General features: G+C 68.9%; 21 protein-coding genes and 1 pseudogene. 13 read left to right on the plus strand and 9 right to left on the minus strand.

Translation table 11 applies throughout. The features are described 5' to 3' along the window. Positions 1-2: 2 nt before the first annotated feature. Positions 3-263, minus strand: a complete 261-nt coding sequence (locus Prum_RS51050) for a hypothetical protein (RefSeq protein ID WP_246277700.1) — start codon at positions 261-263, stop codon at positions 3-5. A gap of 96 nt (positions 264-359) precedes the next feature. Here Prum_RS51050 and Prum_RS06685 point away from each other — a divergent pair, with 96 nt between their 5' ends. Then, positions 360-824, plus strand: a complete 465-nt coding sequence (locus tag Prum_RS06685; protein WP_173074838.1) for a MarR family winged helix-turn-helix transcriptional regulator — start codon at positions 360-362, stop codon at positions 822-824. Positions 825-938: 114 nt separating this feature from the next. Further along, the gene (locus Prum_RS06690) at positions 939-1,685 is read left to right on the plus strand and encodes an SDR family NAD(P)-dependent oxidoreductase (protein ID WP_173074840.1); all 747 of its coding nucleotides are present in this window, start codon (positions 939-941) and stop codon (positions 1,683-1,685) included. Between the two features lie 96 nt (positions 1,686-1,781). Here Prum_RS06690 and Prum_RS06695 read toward each other — a convergent pair whose 3' ends face one another. Then, positions 1,782-2,108 carry a rhodanese-like domain-containing protein gene (locus Prum_RS06695; RefSeq protein WP_173074660.1) on the minus strand — a complete coding sequence of 109 codons (327 nt, stop codon included), beginning with the start codon at positions 2,106-2,108 and terminating at the stop codon, positions 1,782-1,784. 76 nt (positions 2,109-2,184) lie between these two features. Here Prum_RS06695 and Prum_RS06700 point away from each other — a divergent pair, with 76 nt between their 5' ends. Then, a complete protein-coding gene (locus Prum_RS06700; RefSeq protein ID WP_246277678.1) occupies positions 2,185-2,760 on the plus strand; it encodes a TetR/AcrR family transcriptional regulator in 576 nt (191 codons plus the stop codon). Between the two features lie 29 nt (positions 2,761-2,789). Further along, entirely contained in the window at positions 2,790-3,551 is a 762-nt protein-coding gene (locus tag Prum_RS06705; protein ID WP_173074842.1) for a TetR/AcrR family transcriptional regulator, read from the plus strand. A 10-nt stretch (positions 3,552-3,561) separates the two neighbouring features. Here the strand turns inward: Prum_RS06705 and Prum_RS06710 are convergent, their stop codons facing one another. From Prum_RS06710 to Prum_RS06740, 7 genes are all read right to left on the minus strand, one after another. Next, the gene (locus Prum_RS06710) at positions 3,562-4,518 is read right to left on the minus strand and encodes an ABC transporter permease (RefSeq protein WP_173074844.1); all 957 of its coding nucleotides are present in this window, start codon (positions 4,516-4,518) and stop codon (positions 3,562-3,564) included. A 74-nt stretch (positions 4,519-4,592) separates the two neighbouring features. Further along, the gene (locus tag Prum_RS06715) at positions 4,593-5,600 is read right to left on the minus strand and encodes an ABC transporter permease (RefSeq protein WP_173074846.1); all 1,008 of its coding nucleotides are present in this window, start codon (positions 5,598-5,600) and stop codon (positions 4,593-4,595) included. Between the two features lie 78 nt (positions 5,601-5,678). Next, positions 5,679-5,879 carry a hypothetical protein gene (locus tag Prum_RS06720; protein ID WP_173074848.1) on the minus strand — a complete coding sequence of 67 codons (201 nt, stop codon included), beginning with the start codon at positions 5,877-5,879 and terminating at the stop codon, positions 5,679-5,681. Between the two features lie 319 nt (positions 5,880-6,198). Continuing rightward, positions 6,199-6,351: a hypothetical protein gene (locus Prum_RS06725; protein WP_173074850.1), complete on the minus strand. Its 153-nt coding sequence runs from the start codon at positions 6,349-6,351 to the stop codon at positions 6,199-6,201. Beyond that, positions 6,333-7,169 (minus strand): ATP-binding cassette domain-containing protein, encoded by an 837-nt coding sequence (locus tag Prum_RS06730; protein WP_173074852.1) that lies wholly within the window; start codon positions 7,167-7,169, stop codon positions 6,333-6,335. The genes Prum_RS06725 and Prum_RS06730 overlap by 19 nt, the downstream gene beginning before the upstream one ends. Next, positions 7,166-8,428: a substrate-binding domain-containing protein gene (locus Prum_RS06735; protein WP_173074854.1), complete on the minus strand. Its 1,263-nt coding sequence runs from the start codon at positions 8,426-8,428 to the stop codon at positions 7,166-7,168. Before Prum_RS06735 ends, Prum_RS06730 begins: the two co-directional genes overlap by 4 nt. 168 nt (positions 8,429-8,596) lie before the next feature. Further along, positions 8,597-9,250 (minus strand): TetR/AcrR family transcriptional regulator, encoded by a 654-nt coding sequence (locus Prum_RS06740; RefSeq protein ID WP_173074856.1) that lies wholly within the window; start codon positions 9,248-9,250, stop codon positions 8,597-8,599. A gap of 127 nt (positions 9,251-9,377) precedes the next feature. Between Prum_RS06740 and Prum_RS49300 the strand changes: the two genes are divergently transcribed. The 9 genes and pseudogenes from Prum_RS49300 to Prum_RS06775 all read left to right on the plus strand — a co-directional run bounded on the left by Prum_RS49300 (position 9,378) and on the right by Prum_RS06775 (position 16,871). After that, positions 9,378-9,905 (plus strand): hypothetical protein, encoded by a 528-nt coding sequence (locus Prum_RS49300; protein WP_218577112.1) that lies wholly within the window; start codon positions 9,378-9,380, stop codon positions 9,903-9,905. Continuing rightward, positions 9,803-10,411, plus strand: a complete 609-nt coding sequence (locus Prum_RS49305; protein WP_218577113.1) for a fumarylacetoacetate hydrolase family protein — start codon at positions 9,803-9,805, stop codon at positions 10,409-10,411. Before Prum_RS49300 ends, Prum_RS49305 begins: the two co-directional genes overlap by 103 nt. Continuing rightward, on the plus strand, positions 10,408-11,022 hold the full coding sequence (locus Prum_RS06750; protein ID WP_173074858.1) for a cupin domain-containing protein: 615 nt from the start codon (positions 10,408-10,410) through the stop codon (positions 11,020-11,022). The genes Prum_RS49305 and Prum_RS06750 overlap by 4 nt, the downstream gene beginning before the upstream one ends. Next, positions 11,010-11,897 carry an AMP-binding protein gene (locus tag Prum_RS53630; RefSeq protein ID WP_218577114.1) on the plus strand — a complete coding sequence of 296 codons (888 nt, stop codon included), beginning with the start codon at positions 11,010-11,012 and terminating at the stop codon, positions 11,895-11,897. The genes Prum_RS06750 and Prum_RS53630 overlap by 13 nt, the downstream gene beginning before the upstream one ends. After that, a complete protein-coding gene (locus Prum_RS53635; RefSeq protein WP_218577118.1) occupies positions 11,846-12,988 on the plus strand; it encodes an AMP-binding protein in 1,143 nt (380 codons plus the stop codon). The genes Prum_RS53630 and Prum_RS53635 overlap by 52 nt, the downstream gene beginning before the upstream one ends. Beyond that, positions 12,985-13,419, plus strand: coding sequence for a hotdog fold thioesterase (locus Prum_RS06760; RefSeq protein WP_173074860.1), 435 nt, complete (start codon positions 12,985-12,987; stop codon positions 13,417-13,419). Before Prum_RS53635 ends, Prum_RS06760 begins: the two co-directional genes overlap by 4 nt. Positions 13,420-13,440: 21 nt before the next feature. After that, on the plus strand, positions 13,441-14,409 hold the full coding sequence (locus Prum_RS06765) for a fumarylacetoacetate hydrolase family protein (protein WP_173074862.1): 969 nt from the start codon (positions 13,441-13,443) through the stop codon (positions 14,407-14,409). Next, positions 14,406-15,383, plus strand: coding sequence for an ornithine cyclodeaminase family protein (locus Prum_RS06770; protein ID WP_173074864.1), 978 nt, complete (start codon positions 14,406-14,408; stop codon positions 15,381-15,383). Before Prum_RS06765 ends, Prum_RS06770 begins: the two co-directional genes overlap by 4 nt. 7 nt (positions 15,384-15,390) lie before the next feature. Continuing rightward, a pseudogene (locus Prum_RS06775) lies at positions 15,391-16,871 on the plus strand (NAD-dependent succinate-semialdehyde dehydrogenase). The last annotated feature ends 1 nt before the right edge of the window (position 16,872 follow it).

Below are 16,872 nucleotides of genomic sequence, written 5' to 3' on the forward strand. Positions count from 1 at the left end.
CGTCAGCTTGATGTCCGGGAACTGGGCCAGGAACGCCTGTTTGGTGCCGTCCTGCTGGTCGGGGTGTCCCCACCGGCATAGATGACCAGCTCGCCGTCTTCGCGCCGCGCGGCTGCGTACAACTCCTCCAGCGACTTGGTCTCCTCCGAGACGCGCGCGCCCCCAGTCGCCGCGTCGGCCCGGCCCGCGACCGATGTGGCCAGCGCCGCCGCCCCGGCCAGCGCGCCCGTGCCGAGCACCCCGCGCCTGCTCATGGTTGCCATCAGCAACTCCTCTCCCCTACATGTTGTTCAAACTGGAACTACTCGCGGACGCTAGCACGTGGTTCGAGTTTGAACAACACGTGGTACGGTGAGCCTGTGAGCAAGGTCAAGTGGCTGGACCAGCACGAGCAGCAGGCGTGGATTACCTTCGTCACCGCGAGCGCGCTGCTCAACCGGGTGCTCGACCAGCAGCTGCGCGCCGACGCCGGGCTGTCTCACGCGCAGTACGGAATCTTGACCCGCCTCGCCGACGCACCCGACGGGTCGATGCGCATGCTGGCGCTCGCCGAGGCGCTAGCGGTCACCAAGAGCGGCCTGACCTACCAGGTCGCACAACTGGAGAAAGACGGCCTGGTCGCTCGCGAAGCCTGCACCACCGACGACCGCGGGGTGATCGCCACCATCACCGAACTCGGCATGGAGCTCGTGCGCAGGGCGGCGCCGGGTCACGTCGCCCTGGTCCGCGAACTGCTGATCGACGCCCTCACCCCACAGCAACTCGACGTCCTGGACGAAGCCTTCGCCGAGGTCCACCGCCGCATCGTCGAGCGCACGACGTAGCCTCGCACTCTGTTCGTTGAACGAACAGGCCGCCGGTCAACCACGGGCTCGACGCGCAAAATCCGATGGGTGACGGCCTGACCTGGGCCGTTCGAGCGTCAACCAGGGAGAGTCATGGCTGGAAGATTGGCCGGCAAGACTGCGGTCGTGACCGGGGGCGGTGCCGGTATCGGGCAGGAGATCGCCCGTAGGCTCGCGTCGGAGGGAGCGGACATCGCGGTCGCGGACGTCAATCCGGCCGACGAGACGCGGGAACTCGTTGCGGAGACCGGCCGGCGATTCTTCAGCGACAAGGTCGACATCTCGGACCAGGACGCGATCCACCGCTTTGCCGCGCGGGTCCGAAGTGAGCTCGGGGCCGCCGATATCCTGGTGAACAACGCGGCCGTCGTGCTGCTGGCTGATATCGACCACGTGACACTCGACGACTGGCGTCGCACCTTCGCCGTCAACGTGGACGGCGCCTTTCTGGCCTCCAAGGCGTTCCTGCCAGACCTGAAGGAGTCCGGGTCAGGACGGATCGTCAACATCACCTCGTCGAGCTACTGGACGCCGCCGCCTCCATTCGTCTCCTATGTCTCGGCCAAGGGCGCGCTGAACGGATTCACCTCCGTCCTGGCCGCCAACCTCGCCGCTCACAACATCACCGTCAACGGCGTCGCCGCGAGCCTGGTCCGTACGGCCGCTGCCGCGGCGAACACGAGCGAGGCGTTCTTCGACCAGACCGTGCGGATCCAGAACATCAAGCGCGTGCAGATGCCGGCCGATGTCTCGGGCGTCGTGGCGTTCCTCGCCTCCGACGACGCCGCGTTCATCACGGGCCAGATCATCGTCGCGGACGGCGGCAGCACCCGCCGCTAAGGGCGTGAGGTGGGTGTCCGGGCGCCGGCGAGGACGACCAGCGGCGGCTGGCATTGCTGCTCAGCCGCCGCCAGCGGTCAACGGCTCTGGCTGGCCTCAGAGGGATTCGGTGGGCAGGCCGGCGGCAGTCCAGTCCTCGATGCCCTCGCGATACTTGCGGACGTTGGTGTAGCCAAGGGCGGTGAGCCGGTCGGCGACCTGTCCGCTGTTAGGGCAGGCCGGGTTGGAGCAGTACGTGACGATCGCGGCGTCGCGGTCCGGCAGCAGGGCCGAGGCTTGCGCGTCCACCTCGGCAGGGGGCAGGGCGATGGCGCCGGGCAGGTGCTGCTTGGCGTGGTACTCGCCGCCCAGCGCGTCGACAACGGTGACGGTCCCGGCGCCGATCGCCGCCTTCAGTTCGTCTCGGGTGATCAGTGCGGTCATGTCGCTACCTCCAAGGGGATCGGACTATAGTCCGGTTATGCCTGGAGACAGTAGCGGACCACGGTCCGGTTCTGCAATGCCTCTGGAACTGCTCCGTAGCCCGCCGCCCAAGGAACGAGCGGACGCCGCGCGCAACCGGGCGGCCGTACTCGACGCGGCCGCCCGGCTCTTCGCCGAGCACGGTGTGGCCACGGTCTCCATGGACGAGATCGCGGCCACTGCCGGGGTAGGCAAGGGCACGTTGTTCCGCCGCTTCGGAGACAAGGCCGGGTTAGCCGCTGCGCTGCTCGACACGCGCGAGCGGGTGCTGCAGGAGGCCATCCTGCACGGACCGCCGCCACTCGGCCCCGGGGCGCCCCCGGCCCAACGGCTCACCGCATTCCTCGACGCCTATTTGGACTACCTACTGGAGCACCTGGACCTGGTACGGATGTCGGAGACCGCCGCACCCGGCGCCCGCTACCGGATCGGGGCCTACCGATTCTGGCACCGGCACCTGGCGATCCTGCTGGCCGGCGTACCCGACCCGGATCATGCCGCACACGTTCTCCTGGCCGCCCTGGCCGCCGAACACATGGCCGCGCTGCTACCTGAACTCGGCGAGCCGCGGATCCGCGCCGGGCTGCGCCGAATCGCCGGTCAACTGCGGTGAGCGCACGGCTACGGCGGGGTCTAGCACTCGTGGTGCTGATCGGCGTGGCCGGCGGCGATCTGGTCATCCTGCTGCCCTGCCTGCGTACCCCGGGAATGATTCGAGACGCTCGGGCCACGATGGGCTACGGTGCACGCATGGCCGTGCGTAGTGAGTCCAGCCGCCAGGCGATTCTGCAGGCGACCATCGACCTGCTCGGCGACCAACCGCCCGGCCCAGTCTCACTGCAGAAGCTGTCCATCGAGCGCATCGCCCGGCAGGCCGGCGTCAGCAAGATGACGATCTACCGGTGGTGGCCGAGCAAGGCGGCTGTGGTCATCGACTCGTTCCTCGACAACCACGTGGCGCAGACGCCCGTCAAGGCCACCGGGCGGGCCTTGGAGGCGCTTCGCCAGCACATGGCGTCGCTCGCCCGCGTGTACGCCGGACCCGAAGGGCGGTTGGTCGCGCAGCTGATCGCCGAGTGCCAGTTCGATCCGGCGACGTTGCAGGAGTTCAAGCAGCGGTTCTGGCAGGGACGACGGGAAGCCGTCACACAGCTCATCGAACGCGCCATGCGCGAAGGGGACCTGCGCAGCGACGTCGAGCCCGACGAGGTCGCCGAGGCGCTGTACGCGCCAATCTATTTCCGTCTGCTGTTCCAGACCGGACCGCTCGACGCCGAGTCCACCGAACGACTCGTCGACGTCGCCTTGGCGGGCTTCGGCCCGAACGCGGCGCCTCGGGTCATCGGCAAGTCGAAGTCCGAGCGCCCGCAAGCTCGGCCCCGCTCCGCACGCAAAAGCGCGTGACGGCCAGAGGTCAGAGGCGGTCGCGCAGACGCCGCTGACGGCCGTAGGCCAGTACCACGAGCACGATCGCGATTCCGAAAAGGATCCGCGTGTCGCCCTCGCGGAAGCCGAGTCCACTCAAGATCGTGGTGAGCTCGGTCAGGATCAGTGCGCCGAGCACCGTACGGAGATAATCGCCACGGGCACTGCCCAACGCGGTGCCCCCGACGAGGACCGCTGCCAATCCCGAGTAGAAGTACGGGTCTCCAGAATACGGTGTCGCCCCGCTGGAGAAGCCGGCGATGAGCAGGCCGGCCAGGCCGGCGGTCACCGCTGCCACCGCGAAGACCCCCGTCCACACCCACCCGATGCGGATGAGCAGCCCGCTCGCCGCACGTGGGTTGGCACCCGTCGCGTACAGCCGCCTCCCGAGCGCGGTGCGAGCCAGAACGAGGGACGCGACGACCAGCACGACGACGCAAAGGACCACCACGGGCGGCACGGGCAACCCGAACGTCGTGCCGAGGACCGACGTCCACCGCGTCAGTACCGCCGGCGGCGCACCAACGATGTTCGACTTGGTCAGCACGAGCACCGCGCTGGTCAGCATCGAGTACATGCCGAGGGTCACGACCAGCGACTGCACCGCGAAGTAGTGACAGATCGCTCCGCAGATGCCCCCCGCTAGGGCGCAGACCACCGTGGTTGACAGCACGACCGCCCACAGCGGCCAGTTCCGCGAACCACCCAGCTCCGCCGCGGCGACCGCGCCGACCGTGATGTATCCGGGAACGGCCAGGTCCAAGCCACCGATGAGCACCACCAAGGTCTGCCCGAGCGACGCGAGCGCCAATAGTGAGGCGATGACGAGGGTCGCACGGATGGCCGGACCGCTCGCGAAGCCGTCGACGACGACGGCCCCCCAACCGAAGACGCCTATCAGGACGGCGATCTGAAGCGCAGGCAGCCGCGTCTGGAGGGCAGCCACCCGGGCGCGCACCGTCTGCGCTGGTTTGGCGGGCGACTGCCTCGGCTGAGCCGGCGAGGTAGTCAAGGCATCGGTCACCGGGCAGCCTCCGATCGGGTCCGGGCCAGCAGGCTTGCGAGAATCACGCCGATGACGAGGAGTAGGCCGTACACGAATTGCACGTAGTTGGGTGAGACGCCAGTCGCCGACAGCATCTCCTGGAGTAGGAAGATCGAGCAGGCGCCCAGGAAGGAGCCGAACAGGCCGCCGCGTCCACCCGCAAACGAGGTGCCGCCGAGCGATACGCCGGCGAGGGCGATCAGTGAGTACGTGGTGGCAAGCGACGACTCCGAGGATTGGATTACGGCCGTGAGTGCAATCCCCGCGATGGCGGCGAAGACGCCTGCGACGACGTAGGCGGCGACGCGTATCCCCGCGACGTTGACGCCTGCCGAGAAGGCGGCTACCTCGTCGCCACCCACTGCGCGGAGCGTCCGTACGTACGGCGTCCGGGACAGGGCCAGCCAGATCACCGCCGCCGCGGCCATGGTGAGTAGTCCGCCCGGAACGCCGCCGACGCTGCGTGCCAGGTCGGTGGTCCAATTCCGCGGTGCCGCCGTCGGTACCGCGGACAGGTTCAGCGACATGCCGCTCAGGACGAAGAAGGTCGTCAGGGTGGCGATGACCGGCTGCAGGCGGCCCACCACCACAAGCAGGCCGTTAACCAGCCCGGTGACCACCCCGATCAGGAGCAGGATCGGGATGGACGCAAAAGCGGAACCGAGGCCTGCCGGGATCAGCAGGACGACGAACACGCAGTTGACCAACGTCGCCAGCGGGCCGACAGAGATGTCGATTCCGCCGCCGCCACCCAGGATGGGCGGTGTGGACGCCAGCGCCACCAACACCAACGGCGCGAGGGTCCCCAAAAGCACCGGCCAATGCGATGGATCCAGGAACGCCGGTTGCAGCACCACGTTGCCCGCGAGCAGAGCGACAGTCAGCACCAGGGCGAAGGCCCACGGTCGACGTCGGAAGCCGTCCAGCACGCTCCTGGCCGCGACGGCGCTCTCACGCGTCCGAGGCTGCGTGTTCACCGACATCCGGCCCTCCTTCTCAGGTCTGGTTCGCCTCGGTGGTTACGGGGGAACCGAAGTAGGCGCTGACGATCGCCGAACGGGTCAGCCGATCCCGGGGATTTCCGCCACGAGAGCGTGATCGCGGAAGACGAGCACCCTGTCCATCAGAGCGACCAGTTCATCCACCTCGGTGGAGAGCATCACGACAACGGTCCCGGAGGCGCACAGATCCTGCAGCACGTCGTAGAGATCGTGCTTGGCTGACACGTCGATCCCACGGGTCGGGTCGTTGAGCAGGAGCACCGACGGTCCATCGGCAAGTGTGCGGGCGATGACGACCTTCTGCTGATTCCCCCGGACAGCGTGGTGATGGAGTCGCCGGGATCGCGCATCTTCAACCGCAGCGGGCCGGCGTCGCGGGCGAGCCGGCGATCGGTCCGCCCGGGCCGGATCAAGCCCGCGACGGTGTCCCGGCGCAACGTGGGAAGTCCGTAGTTCTCTCGGATCGACAGCTGCTCGAACAGTCCCTCGCTGCGCCGCTCGCGCGGAACGTAGCCGATGCCGCGCCTTCGAGCCGTCGCCGGATCGTCGATGACAACAGCGTTGGGGCCGTCGACCCGGGTCACCGTGCCGCCGCCGGGCGGCCGGAGGCCGCGTAACGCCTTGAGGAAGCCCTCTTGCCCATGCCCTCCAGGCCCGCGACGCCGACCAGCTCGCCGGCGCGCAGCTCGAGGTCAACCGGCGGCGCACCGTTCTTCAGCCGAACGTCTCGCACCTGCAGCACAGGGCCGCCGGTAGTCCGTCCGTGCCCCCACGGGCGCCCTCACTCGCCTCGGCCATGAGCTGTACCAGCTGGGCCACCGAGGTGCTGCCGATGTCGAGTCGCGAGGCGACCGTCGTGCCGGCGCGCAGCACCGTCACGACGGTGCTGATCTCGAACACCTCGTCCATCCGGTGGGAGATGAAGACAACGCCGACACCGCGGGACGTCAACTCCCGGACGACCGAGAAGAGACGGTCGCGGGTCGCGACGTCGAGTGCGGACGTGGACTCGTCCAGGATGAGGACCTGCGGGTCGGCCACCAACGAGCGAGCGACGCAACAGGCCTGCCGACCGGACAGGGACAGACTCCCGATCGGTCGGTCGACGTCTACGGGGGCGCCGAGGAGCCGCTCTAGCACGTCGCTCGCGCGTTGTCTCCGCTCGCTGGCGCTTGCACCGGAACGGCGTGCGCCGAGCCATACGTTTTCGAGAATGGACGATCCGGGAACGGTGAGGACCTCCTGGAAGACCGTCGAGATACCCCGGACCCGGGCCTGGGCAGGCGTGCGCAGGCCGGTGGCGGTGACACCGTCGATCAGCAGAGAGCCGGCGTCCGGGCGATGCACCCCGGAGAGGATCTTGACCAGCGTGCTCTTCCCGCTGCCGTTCTCGCCCATGACCGTGTGCACCTCGCCCGGGCGAACCTCGAGGTCCGCCCGAACGAGTGCCTGCGTCGCACCGAAGGACTTGCTGATGCCCGTGGCGACAACCCGCGACCCGGTCGACGCCTCGGGTTCACCGCCACGCACGGCGGCGGTGTGGTCGATCATCCCTGCACCCTGAAGAAGGCCGCGAGCTCCTGGTCGGTCATGAACGTGTCGTCCGGCAGGGCGGCGTCACCTGGGCTCGAGGGCTGCCAACCGGGCTTGTAGACCGTGTCGAGGTTCTCCGCGGTGATGTACTTGGGCTGAGTGATCATCTGGTTGAGCACCGGGCCATCGCCACGGAGTATCCGAAGGGCCACTTCGGCGAAGACGCGGCCGATGTGGACGTCCGGTGTCGAGGTGCCGAACTGGGTGTACGTGTCCTTGTTCTGGTAGGCGAACGCGATGCTGCCCTCGGTGGATCCGCCATCGGCGATCGCCGGCACCGGGCGCCCGAGTTGCTGGAAGGCCTGGATGACGCCGGTGGTCATGACACCCGACTGGAGGACTCCGTCGATACGGCCGGGGTGGGTGGCGAGGAACTGCAACGTGGCGGCCTTGGTGGCGGCCGAGTTGTAGTTGCCGGTGACTTCACCGGCAATCTTGATGTCCGGGCACAGCGCGAGCGCGGCTTTGAAGCCGGCGAATGCGTCTGAGTCCTGTTGGACACCCGGGATCCCGTGGACCATCAGCACCGTTCCCTTGCCACCCATCTTCGCGGCGACCTTCGATGCGAGCGTGGCCGCCTGAAGCCAGTTGTTGATGCCGACGCCGACCGAGTACGCCGAGGGCACCGGGCTCCAGGCAGCGACGACCGGGATTCCGGCCTTGCCCGCCGCATCGATCGCGCCGACGTAGGGCGCTGGGGCGAGCGGCTCGACGATGATCAGGTCCGGCTTGCTCGCGACGAGCTGGTTGAACAGCTGCAGGTGGCCCGGCACGTCGGCCTGCGACTGAGGTGCGACGCTGGCAACGATCTGTACGTTGCCGGACTTCTCAAGGGTGGATTTCAAGGACGCGAGGGTAGCCGTCTGGAAGGCGTTGACCGGCGGATCCCAGACGATGCCCACCTTGTACGGACCTGGATGACTCGGCTTCCAGTTGGTCCAATGCGACGGGAGAACCTCAGACGTGTAGCCGTTGTAGGCGGCCGCGACGTTCTGCGGCAGTTTGCCGACGAGATTCTGCGGATCCTTGGGCGCCACGGTCGGGACCGAGCCACAGGTTCCGGCCGCGGCCAGACTTCCCTCCGAGCCGCCTGCCGACGGCGTGCCGGAGTCGGCCGAGGAGCACGCGCTGAGGAGGAGTGCGGCCGTCGCGGATGCGAGTGCCGCCAGGTGCAGACGTCCGAGCCGACGCGGTGCTCGGGAGAGGGAAGGCGACATGGGGCGCTCCGTTCGGGATGGGCGATCGTGCGTCGCTGAACGGCTCCAGCAAAGCACGCTCGATACGATACGTCTAGTATCTGAGCGCAGGCAGCAATGAACCCGGTTGGATCCACCCAAAGGGGACGGCAAGGGCCGCCGCGTCAGGGATCGGCCGGGTAACGCCGTCTATGCGCTTTTGCGTGCGGAGCGGGGCCGAGCTTGCGGGCGCTCGGACTTCGACTTGCCGATGACCCGAGGCGCCGCGTTCGGGCCGAAGCCCGCCAAGGCGACGTCGACGAGTCGTTCGGTGGACTCGGCGTCGAGCGGTCCGGTCTGGAACAGCAGACGGAAATAGATTGGCGCGTACAGCGCCTCGGCGACCTCGTCGGGCTCGACGTCGCTGCGCAGGTCCCCTTCGCGCATGGCGCGTTCGATGAGCTGTGTGACGGCTTCCCGTCGTCCCTGCCAGAACCGCTGCTTGAACTCCTGCAACGTCGCCGGATCGAACTGGCACTCGGCGATCAGCTGCGCGACCAACCGCCCTTCGGGTCCGGCGTACACGCTGGCCAGCGACGCCATGTGCTGGCGAAGCGTCTCAAGCGGCGAACCTGTGTCCTCGACGGGCGTCTGCGCCACATGGTTGTCGAGGAACGAGTCGATGACCACAGCCGCCTTGCTCGGCCACCACCGGTAGATCGTCATCTTGCTGACGCCGGCCTGCCGGGCGATCCCCTCGATGGACAACTTCTGCAGCGACACCGGGCCGGGCGGTTGGTCACCGAGCAGGTCGATGGTCGCCCGCAGAATCGCCTCGCGACTCGACTCGCTCCGCACGGCCATCGCTAAACCGTACAGGACCGGCGATCTCATCCTGGCCGATGCGTCTCGAATCACACACCGGGCAAGGGGTGACGGGGGCCCCGGCGGCCGCTACTATACGAGACGTATCGAATAGGTTGGAGGTCCCGTGAAATTCGGACGCATTCAGGTCGCCACACCGGACGGCAACCAGGTTCGTATCGTCGCGGCACAGCCGGAGCACGGCAGGGTGGTGGACCTGGCACGGGCCTATGCGCACACCCTCCAGCGTCGGGGTGCCACGGCGGAGGCTGCGACCCGGGTGGCGCGGGCTCTGTTCCCGGCGAGCATGGCCGCCGCACTGGCCGCGGGTCCGGCCCTACGCGAGGCGGCCGAGCAGGCCCTGAGCGCGGCGGACGACGCGGCGACGCCGATCGAGCACGTCACCTGGGTCGCAGCGGTGGACCCGCCGGTGATCCGGGACGGGCTGACCTTCCCGGTGCACATGAAGCACTTCAGCGAGAAGGTCGGGGCGGGGCTGCCCAACCCGCAGATCTTCAAGACGCCGCCCTACTTCAAGGGATCGACGGGGTTGTGTACGGCCACGACGCCGAGGTCCCGTACCCCTCCTACACGGAGTTCCTCGACTACGAACTCGAGATCGGAGTGGTCGTCGGAGGAGCCGGCCGCAACCTGACCCCGGAAGAGGCCGAGGACCGCCTGTTCGGGTTCACCATCTTCAACGACTTCTCCGCACGGGACCTGCAGGCGGCGGAGATGGGCATGGGCATGGGTCCACAGAAGTGCAAGGATTTCGCCTTCGGCATCGGGCCGTGGATCGTGACCCGCGACGAGCTGCCGCCGCTGGCGCAGCTGTCCGGTTCCATCCGGGTCAACGGGGAGCTGTGGTCGTCATGCACCGCGGACGGCGGGATCTTCTCGCCGGCCGAGCTCATCGCCTGGGTGTCGCTCGGCGACAACCTGCAGCCCGGAGACCTGATCGGCCTGGGCACCCTCGGCAACGGCTCGGGCCTGGAAATCGACCGCAGGCTCAGCCCGGGCGACGTCCTTGAGCTGCAGCTGGACGGGATCGGCGTCCTCCGCAACCGCATCGGCGGTCGCGAGAGCGCCGGGTGGTGGCCGCAGGAAAAGCCCTATCCATTCGGCGCGACCGACGAGCGGAAAGCGGAGGCGGCGGCGTGAGCGCCGGTGACGGGAACGTCCGCACCGGGCGCGTCCGGCGGGTGGTGACCGGCATCGACGAGCAGGGCCGCTCGGTCATCCTCAGCGACGGCGAGGCCCCCAACGTGTTCCGGTCCCCGACCGTGCCAGGCTTCGGCGCCGTGCAGGTCTGGACCACCGCACCCGGCCCTGTGCGCAACGACGGCGCCGCCGACGCGGCCGGCGCGGACGTCGAGATCCCCATGTATCCGCCGCTCGGCGGCACGGTCTTCCGTGTCGCAGACTTCCCGCCCGACACCGCCTACGGCGAGGTCGGCAAGGACCAGCTGTTCTCCGACATCGGCGGCGAGCACGCCCGGGATGGCGCCACGCACAGCGGCGATCGTCACTTCTGGTTTCACAAGACCGACTCGATCGACTTCGGGGTCGTCCTCGAGGGTGAGATCTGGATGCTGCTCGACGAGGGCGAGTGCCTGCTCAGGGCGGGCGACGTCATCGTCCAGCGGGGCACCGCCCACTCCTGGTCCAACCGGTCCGGCAAGCCGTGCCGCATCGCGTTTCTGCTGCTCGGCGCCCTACCGGTGGCAGGCATAACCGCGGACGAAGAGACATTCGCGCAATGGCCGGCATGACCGCGACCGGCACAGACGAGCTGTGGCGGCCCACCGAGGAGCGCGTCCAGAGCAGTGAGCTGATCCGGTTCGCCCGCTGGCTGCGGGATACCGGAACGGCGGACGACGCCGACGTCGCCGGCTACGTCGAGCTGTGGCGCTGGTCGACCCGGCACCCGGACCGCTTCTGGCGGGCGCTCGCGACGTATGTCGGGATCGACGTCGACACCCCGAACGATCAGTCCGTCGCGCCCACCGCGATGCCCGGCGGCCGCTGGTTTCCGGGTACGACCCTCAACTACGCCGCCACGGCCCTGTCCGGCGACGGCGAGGCCGTCGTCGCGATCGACGAGGACGGCGCACGCCGCGCGTTCACCCGGGTCGAGCTGCGACGGCAGGTTGGCGCGCTGGCCGGCTTCCTCCGCGACAGCGGCGTCCGGCACGGCGACCGGGTCGTCGCGGTACTGCCCAATCGGTTCGAGGCCGTCGTCGGGCTCCTGGCCGCCGCTTCGGTCGGCGCGGTGTGGTCGATCGTCGCGCCGGAGTTCGGCGCGGGAGCGATCGTCTCCCGTCTCCAGCAGCTCGAGCCGGTGGTCCTCCTCGCCGCGCCCGGCTACCGGTACAGCGGCCGGATGATCGACCGCAGCGACGTCATGCGGGAGGTACTCGACCAGCTGCCGACCCTGCGCCACATCGTCTGGGTCCACCGCCCTGCGCTTACGCCGGCGAGCGCGGTCAGGAGCCACGACTGGGACGACGTGGTGGCGGTGGAGCGGGCCTGGACCGCCGACGCGGTGCCGTTCGACCACCCCTGTGGGTGCTGTACTCCTCGGGAACCACGGGCGTGCCGAAGGGGATCGTCCACGGCCACGGCGGCGTGGTCCTCGAGCACCTGAAGACGCTCACGCTCCACTCCGACCTGCGGCCCGGGCGGAAGCTGTTCGTCGTCGGCAGCACCAGCTGGGTCGTGTGGAACATGCTCGTATCCGGCCTGCTGCGGGGCGGCACCATCGTCCTGCTGGACGGCAACCCGGCCCACCCGGACCTCGACCGGGTGTGGCGGGTCGCCGCGGACGAAGGCGTGACGGTGCTCGGCCTCGGAGCGGCGTACGTCCACGCCAGCACGCGCGCCGGCCTGACTCCCGGACGGGACCACGACCTCACCGCGCTGCGCCAGGTGCAGGTGACCGGATCCCCGCTCTCCCCCGACGCGTACCGGTGGATCTACGAGGCCGTCGGCGACGTGTGGCTGGCCTCGGTCAGCGGAGGGACCGACATCGCGTCGATCTTCCTCGGCGGCGCCCCCACCGAACCCGTGCGCATCGGCCGGCTGCAGCCGCCGGCCCTGGGTGTGGCGGCCGATGCCTGGGACCTCAACGGGCAGCCGGTGATCGGCCAGCCCGGCGAACTGGTGGTCACCGCCCCGATGCCCTCGATGCCGCTGTACTTCTGGAACGACCCCGACGGCTCCCGGTACCGCGACAGCTACTTCTCGACCTGGCCGGGCGTGTGGCGGCACGGCGACCTCGTCGAGTTCGACAGCGACCTCAGTTCGGTGATCCTGGGCCGGTCGGACTCCACGTTGAACCGCCACGGGATCCGCCTCGGCCCTGCCGACATCTACCGGGTCGTCGAGGCCGTACCCGAGGTCGAGGAGGCCTTGATCGTTGGGGTGGAGGAGGGCGACGGCTACTACATGCCGCTGTTCGTGCACTTGCGGGACGGCGTGGACCCGGTCGCGGCGACCGACGCCATCAAGAGAGCAATCCGGTCGGGGCTTTCGCCTCGGTACCTGCCCGACGCCATCATCCCGGTGTCCCGGGTGCCGCACACCCGCACAGGCAAGAAGCTCGAGGTGCCTGTGAAGCGACTGATTCAGGGCCAGCCGCTCGAGTCCGTCGTCGACCCCGGCCTGGTCGACGACGCCGCGGTCCTCGCCGAGATCCGCGATTCGGCTCGGCGGCACCACCCCACGGTGACGCCATGAGCTCCATCGTCCGGCCCGTTCAGCAGATGCTGGCGGCCGACCGCACCCTGTCTGGCCTCGGCATCGAGGTCCGCTCCGCCGAGGGTGGCACGGCCGTCGCCACCATGACCGTCCACCCGAACGCCGCCAACGGCCACGGCATCGCGCACGGAGGACTCATCTACGCGCTGGCCGACACCGCCTTCGCCTGTGCAGCCAACAGCCAGGCTCCCGGCTCGGCGACCGCCTCGGCGACCATCGTGTACTTCAGCCCGGCCCGCGTGGGCGAGACCTTGACCGCGGAGGCGCAGACCAGGCACACCACCAAGCGTCAGAGTTTGATCGACGTGACCGTGCGCTGCGGCGATCGTGTGGTCGCCGAGTACCGGGGCCGCAGCGCCCGCCTCGGACCGGTGCCCGCGGAGACCAAGGACCCCGAGGACGGCGCATGAACCAGATCGAGGAGCAACGCGATGTTCAAACTCGGCACGTTTGACGCCGGGCACGGCCCATTCCCGGGACTGGTGATCGACGATACCGTTCACGACACCCGCGATGTCCTGCCCCACCCCACCAGCCGTGCCCTGCTCGACAACTGGGCGGCGACGCTGCCGGCTCTTGAATCGAGCGCGGCCGCACCAAGCAGCGCCGGGCAGCCGCTCGCCAACCTCCGGGTGCTGCCGCCGGTGACCCCTCCGGGCCAGATCTTCGCCGCCGGCGCCAACTACCGCGAGCACGTGGTCCAGATGGCCGTGGCGCACAAGCTGGGCGCGCCCGGGGCCACCGAGGAAGAGCTGGCCGAGCAGGCGGCCCGCGACATCGACGAACGCCAGGCCCGCGGCGAGCCGTACGTGTGGTGCGGTGTCCCATCCGCGGTCACCGGCGCCTACGACGACGTCGTCCTGCCCGCCGTCGGCACCGACCACGACTGGGAGGTTGAGCTCGGTGTCGTCATCGGGCGCCGAGCCAGCAACGTACCGGTGGCCGAAGCGCTGGACTACGTGGCCGGCTACACGATTTGCAATGACCTGACCACACGCAGCCTCGTGCCGCGGGACGACATTCCGATGATGGGCACCGACTGGATGCGCGCGAAGAACTTTCCGACGTTCTTCCCCACCGGGCCATGGCTGGTGCCCGCGAGCTTCGTCCCGGATCCGCTCAACCTCGGCATCACGCTCAGGCTCAACGGCACCACCATGCAGAAGAGCAACAGCGGGGACATGATCTTTGGGCCGGCACAGCTGATTTCCTACATCTCCCGGCACGCGATCCTGCAGCCTGGCGACATGGTCCTGACCGGCTCTCCGCCCGGCAACGGCTCGCACTGGGGCCGCTACCTGCAGCCGGGCGACGTCATGGAATGCGAGATCGACGGGCTCGGTGTTCAGCGCACGCGGTGCGTTGGGGGCCAGCGGCTGATTCGGAGGACCCGGACATGACACTCCTGCTCGACGACGCCACCGTCCAGTCGGTGTTCGACTGGAAACTCGCCATCGACGCGGTGCGGAACGCCTACGCGGCGGCCGACGATGACGCCCGCTATCCCACCCGGGTCATCGCGCGGGGCGGCAGCAACTGGCTGCGCACGCTCAGCGGCGTTCCGGGCGACGGGGGGCTGATGGGGGCGAAGACCATCGCCGGCGCGATGAGCGTGCGCGAGTTCACTTACCTGATCTCACTGTTCGACCAGGCATCGGCTGAACTCGTGGCGCTCCTCGACGGAAACTCGATCACGGGGTACCGCACCGCCGCCACGTCGGCGCTGGCAGCCGACATGCTGGTGGCGCCCGGCCCGCTGACGGTCTCGATGCTCGGCTCAGGCTTCGAGGCCAAGAAGCACGTCCAGGCCCTCGCCGCGGTACGTGAGCTGAACTCGGTGCAAGTGTTCAGCCCGCGACCAGAGAGCCGGGAACGCTTCGCCCGAGACCTCGACGACCTGGAAACGGCGATCATCCCGGCGAACTCGCCCGCGAAAGCAGTAGCGGGCACCTCGTTGGTGATCTGCGCGGCACGTTCCTACGACGAGACCCCGATCCTGCTCGGCCGGTGGCTCGAGCCGGGCATGACCGTCGTCTCGATCGGCTCGACCGTCACGGAGCAGCGCGAGGTCGACCCCGAGGTGATCGCCCGCGCCGACGTGATCATCGCCGACGTCCTCCACGAGGTGCTCAACGACAGCGGCGACCTGATCGCGGCGCGAGAGGAAGGGGTCGACCCGAACCGGATCGCCTCCTTGGCCGACCTCGTCGGCGGACACGCGCCCGGCCGTACGAACACGGAGCAGATCGTCATATACAAGTCCGTCGGCTCGGCGGTCCAGGACCTCGCCGTTGCCGCGATGTGCGTGCGTAGAGCTCGGGAATCCGGACTCGGCGCGACGCTGCCCATCCGCATCCAGCCGGTCCGGAAGTGAGGGCCCGATGAGCGCGTCGACCATCTCAGCGGGTGCTCTTCATGACAAGTCGCTCCTGCGCGACTCGGCGTACATCGACGGCGCATGGGTCGGTCACGGGGAATCGGGGCGTTTCAGCGTCCACAACCCCTCGACCGGCGAGCAGATCGCCGACCTACCCGCACTGAGCCGGGCCCAGGTCGTCGAAGCCATCGACGCGGCCAGGCGGGCACTGCCGGGCTGGCGCGCGCGGTCCGGCAAGCAACGAGCCCAGGTCCTTCACCGGTGGTTCGACCTCGTGGCCGAGCACGCGGAGGATCTGGCCCGCCTGATCACTCTCGAAGAGGGCAAGCCCCTCGCCGAAGCACGCGGCGAGGTGGCCTATGCGGCCTCTTTCATCGAGTGGTTCGCCGAGGAAGCCAAGCGCGTGCGCGGCGACATCTTCCCCGCACCCGATCCGTCCCGGCGCATCCTCGTGCTCAAGGAGCCCGTCGGCGTCTGTGTCGCCATCACACCATGGAACTTCCCCGCCGCCATGATCACGCGCAAGGCCGCTCCAGCACTGGCCGCCGGCTGCACCATGGTGGTCAAGCCTGCCGAGCAGACGCCGCTAACCGCGCTCGCACTTGCCGAGCTCGCCACGCGCGCTGGTGTTCCAGCCGGCGTCTTGAACGTGGTCCTGGGCAATGCGCGCGAGATCGGCCCAGAGCTGACGGGCAACCCTGCCGTAGGCAAGGTGAGCTTCACCGGCTCGACCGAGGTCGGCCGCCTCCTGCTCGCCCAATCGGCCCAGACGGTGAAGAAGGTCTCCATGGAGCTCGGGGGAACGCGCCCGTCCTGGTGTTCGACGATGCCGACCTGGACGTGGCTGTCTCCGGCGTCCTCGCGGCCAAGTACCGCAACACCGGCCAGTCGTGCATCGCCGCCAACCGGGTGTACGTCCAGACCGGCATCTACGTCCGCTTCGCCGATGAGCTGGCCAAGCGCGTCAGCGAGTTGTCTGTCGGCGACGGGTTCGACCCCGGCGTGGCACAGGGACCGCTCATCGACAGCAGTGCCGTCGCCAAGGCCGAAGGGCACGTCACCGATGCCATCGAACGCGGCGCGCGTGTTCTGTGCGGCGGGTCGCGCCACGAGCGGGGCGGGCTCTTCTTCCAACCCACGGTGCTCGCCGACGTCACCCCCGAGATGTTGATCACCCGGGAGGAGACTTTCGGGCCGATCGCCCCGCTCATCCGCTTCGAGGACGAGGCAGACGCGATCCGCATGGCCAACGACACCGAGTACGGGCTCGCGGCGTACCTGTTCAGCCGCGACGCCCAGCGGATCTGGCGGGTCGCCGCCGCGATCGAGGCCGGCATGGTCGGCATCAACTCCGGGCTGATCTCCAACGAGGTCGCCCCCTTCGGCGGCGTCAAGCAGTCCGGCCTCGGACGCGAGGGCTCCGTCTACGGCATCGACGAATACCTGGAGATGAAGTACCTGTCCTGGGAAGGCGCTCTCATCTGAC

Origin of the sequence: Phytohabitans rumicis (genome assembly GCF_011764445.1) — a bacterium.
GTDB classification, from domain to species: Bacteria; Actinomycetota; Actinomycetes; order Mycobacteriales; family Micromonosporaceae; genus Phytohabitans; species Phytohabitans rumicis.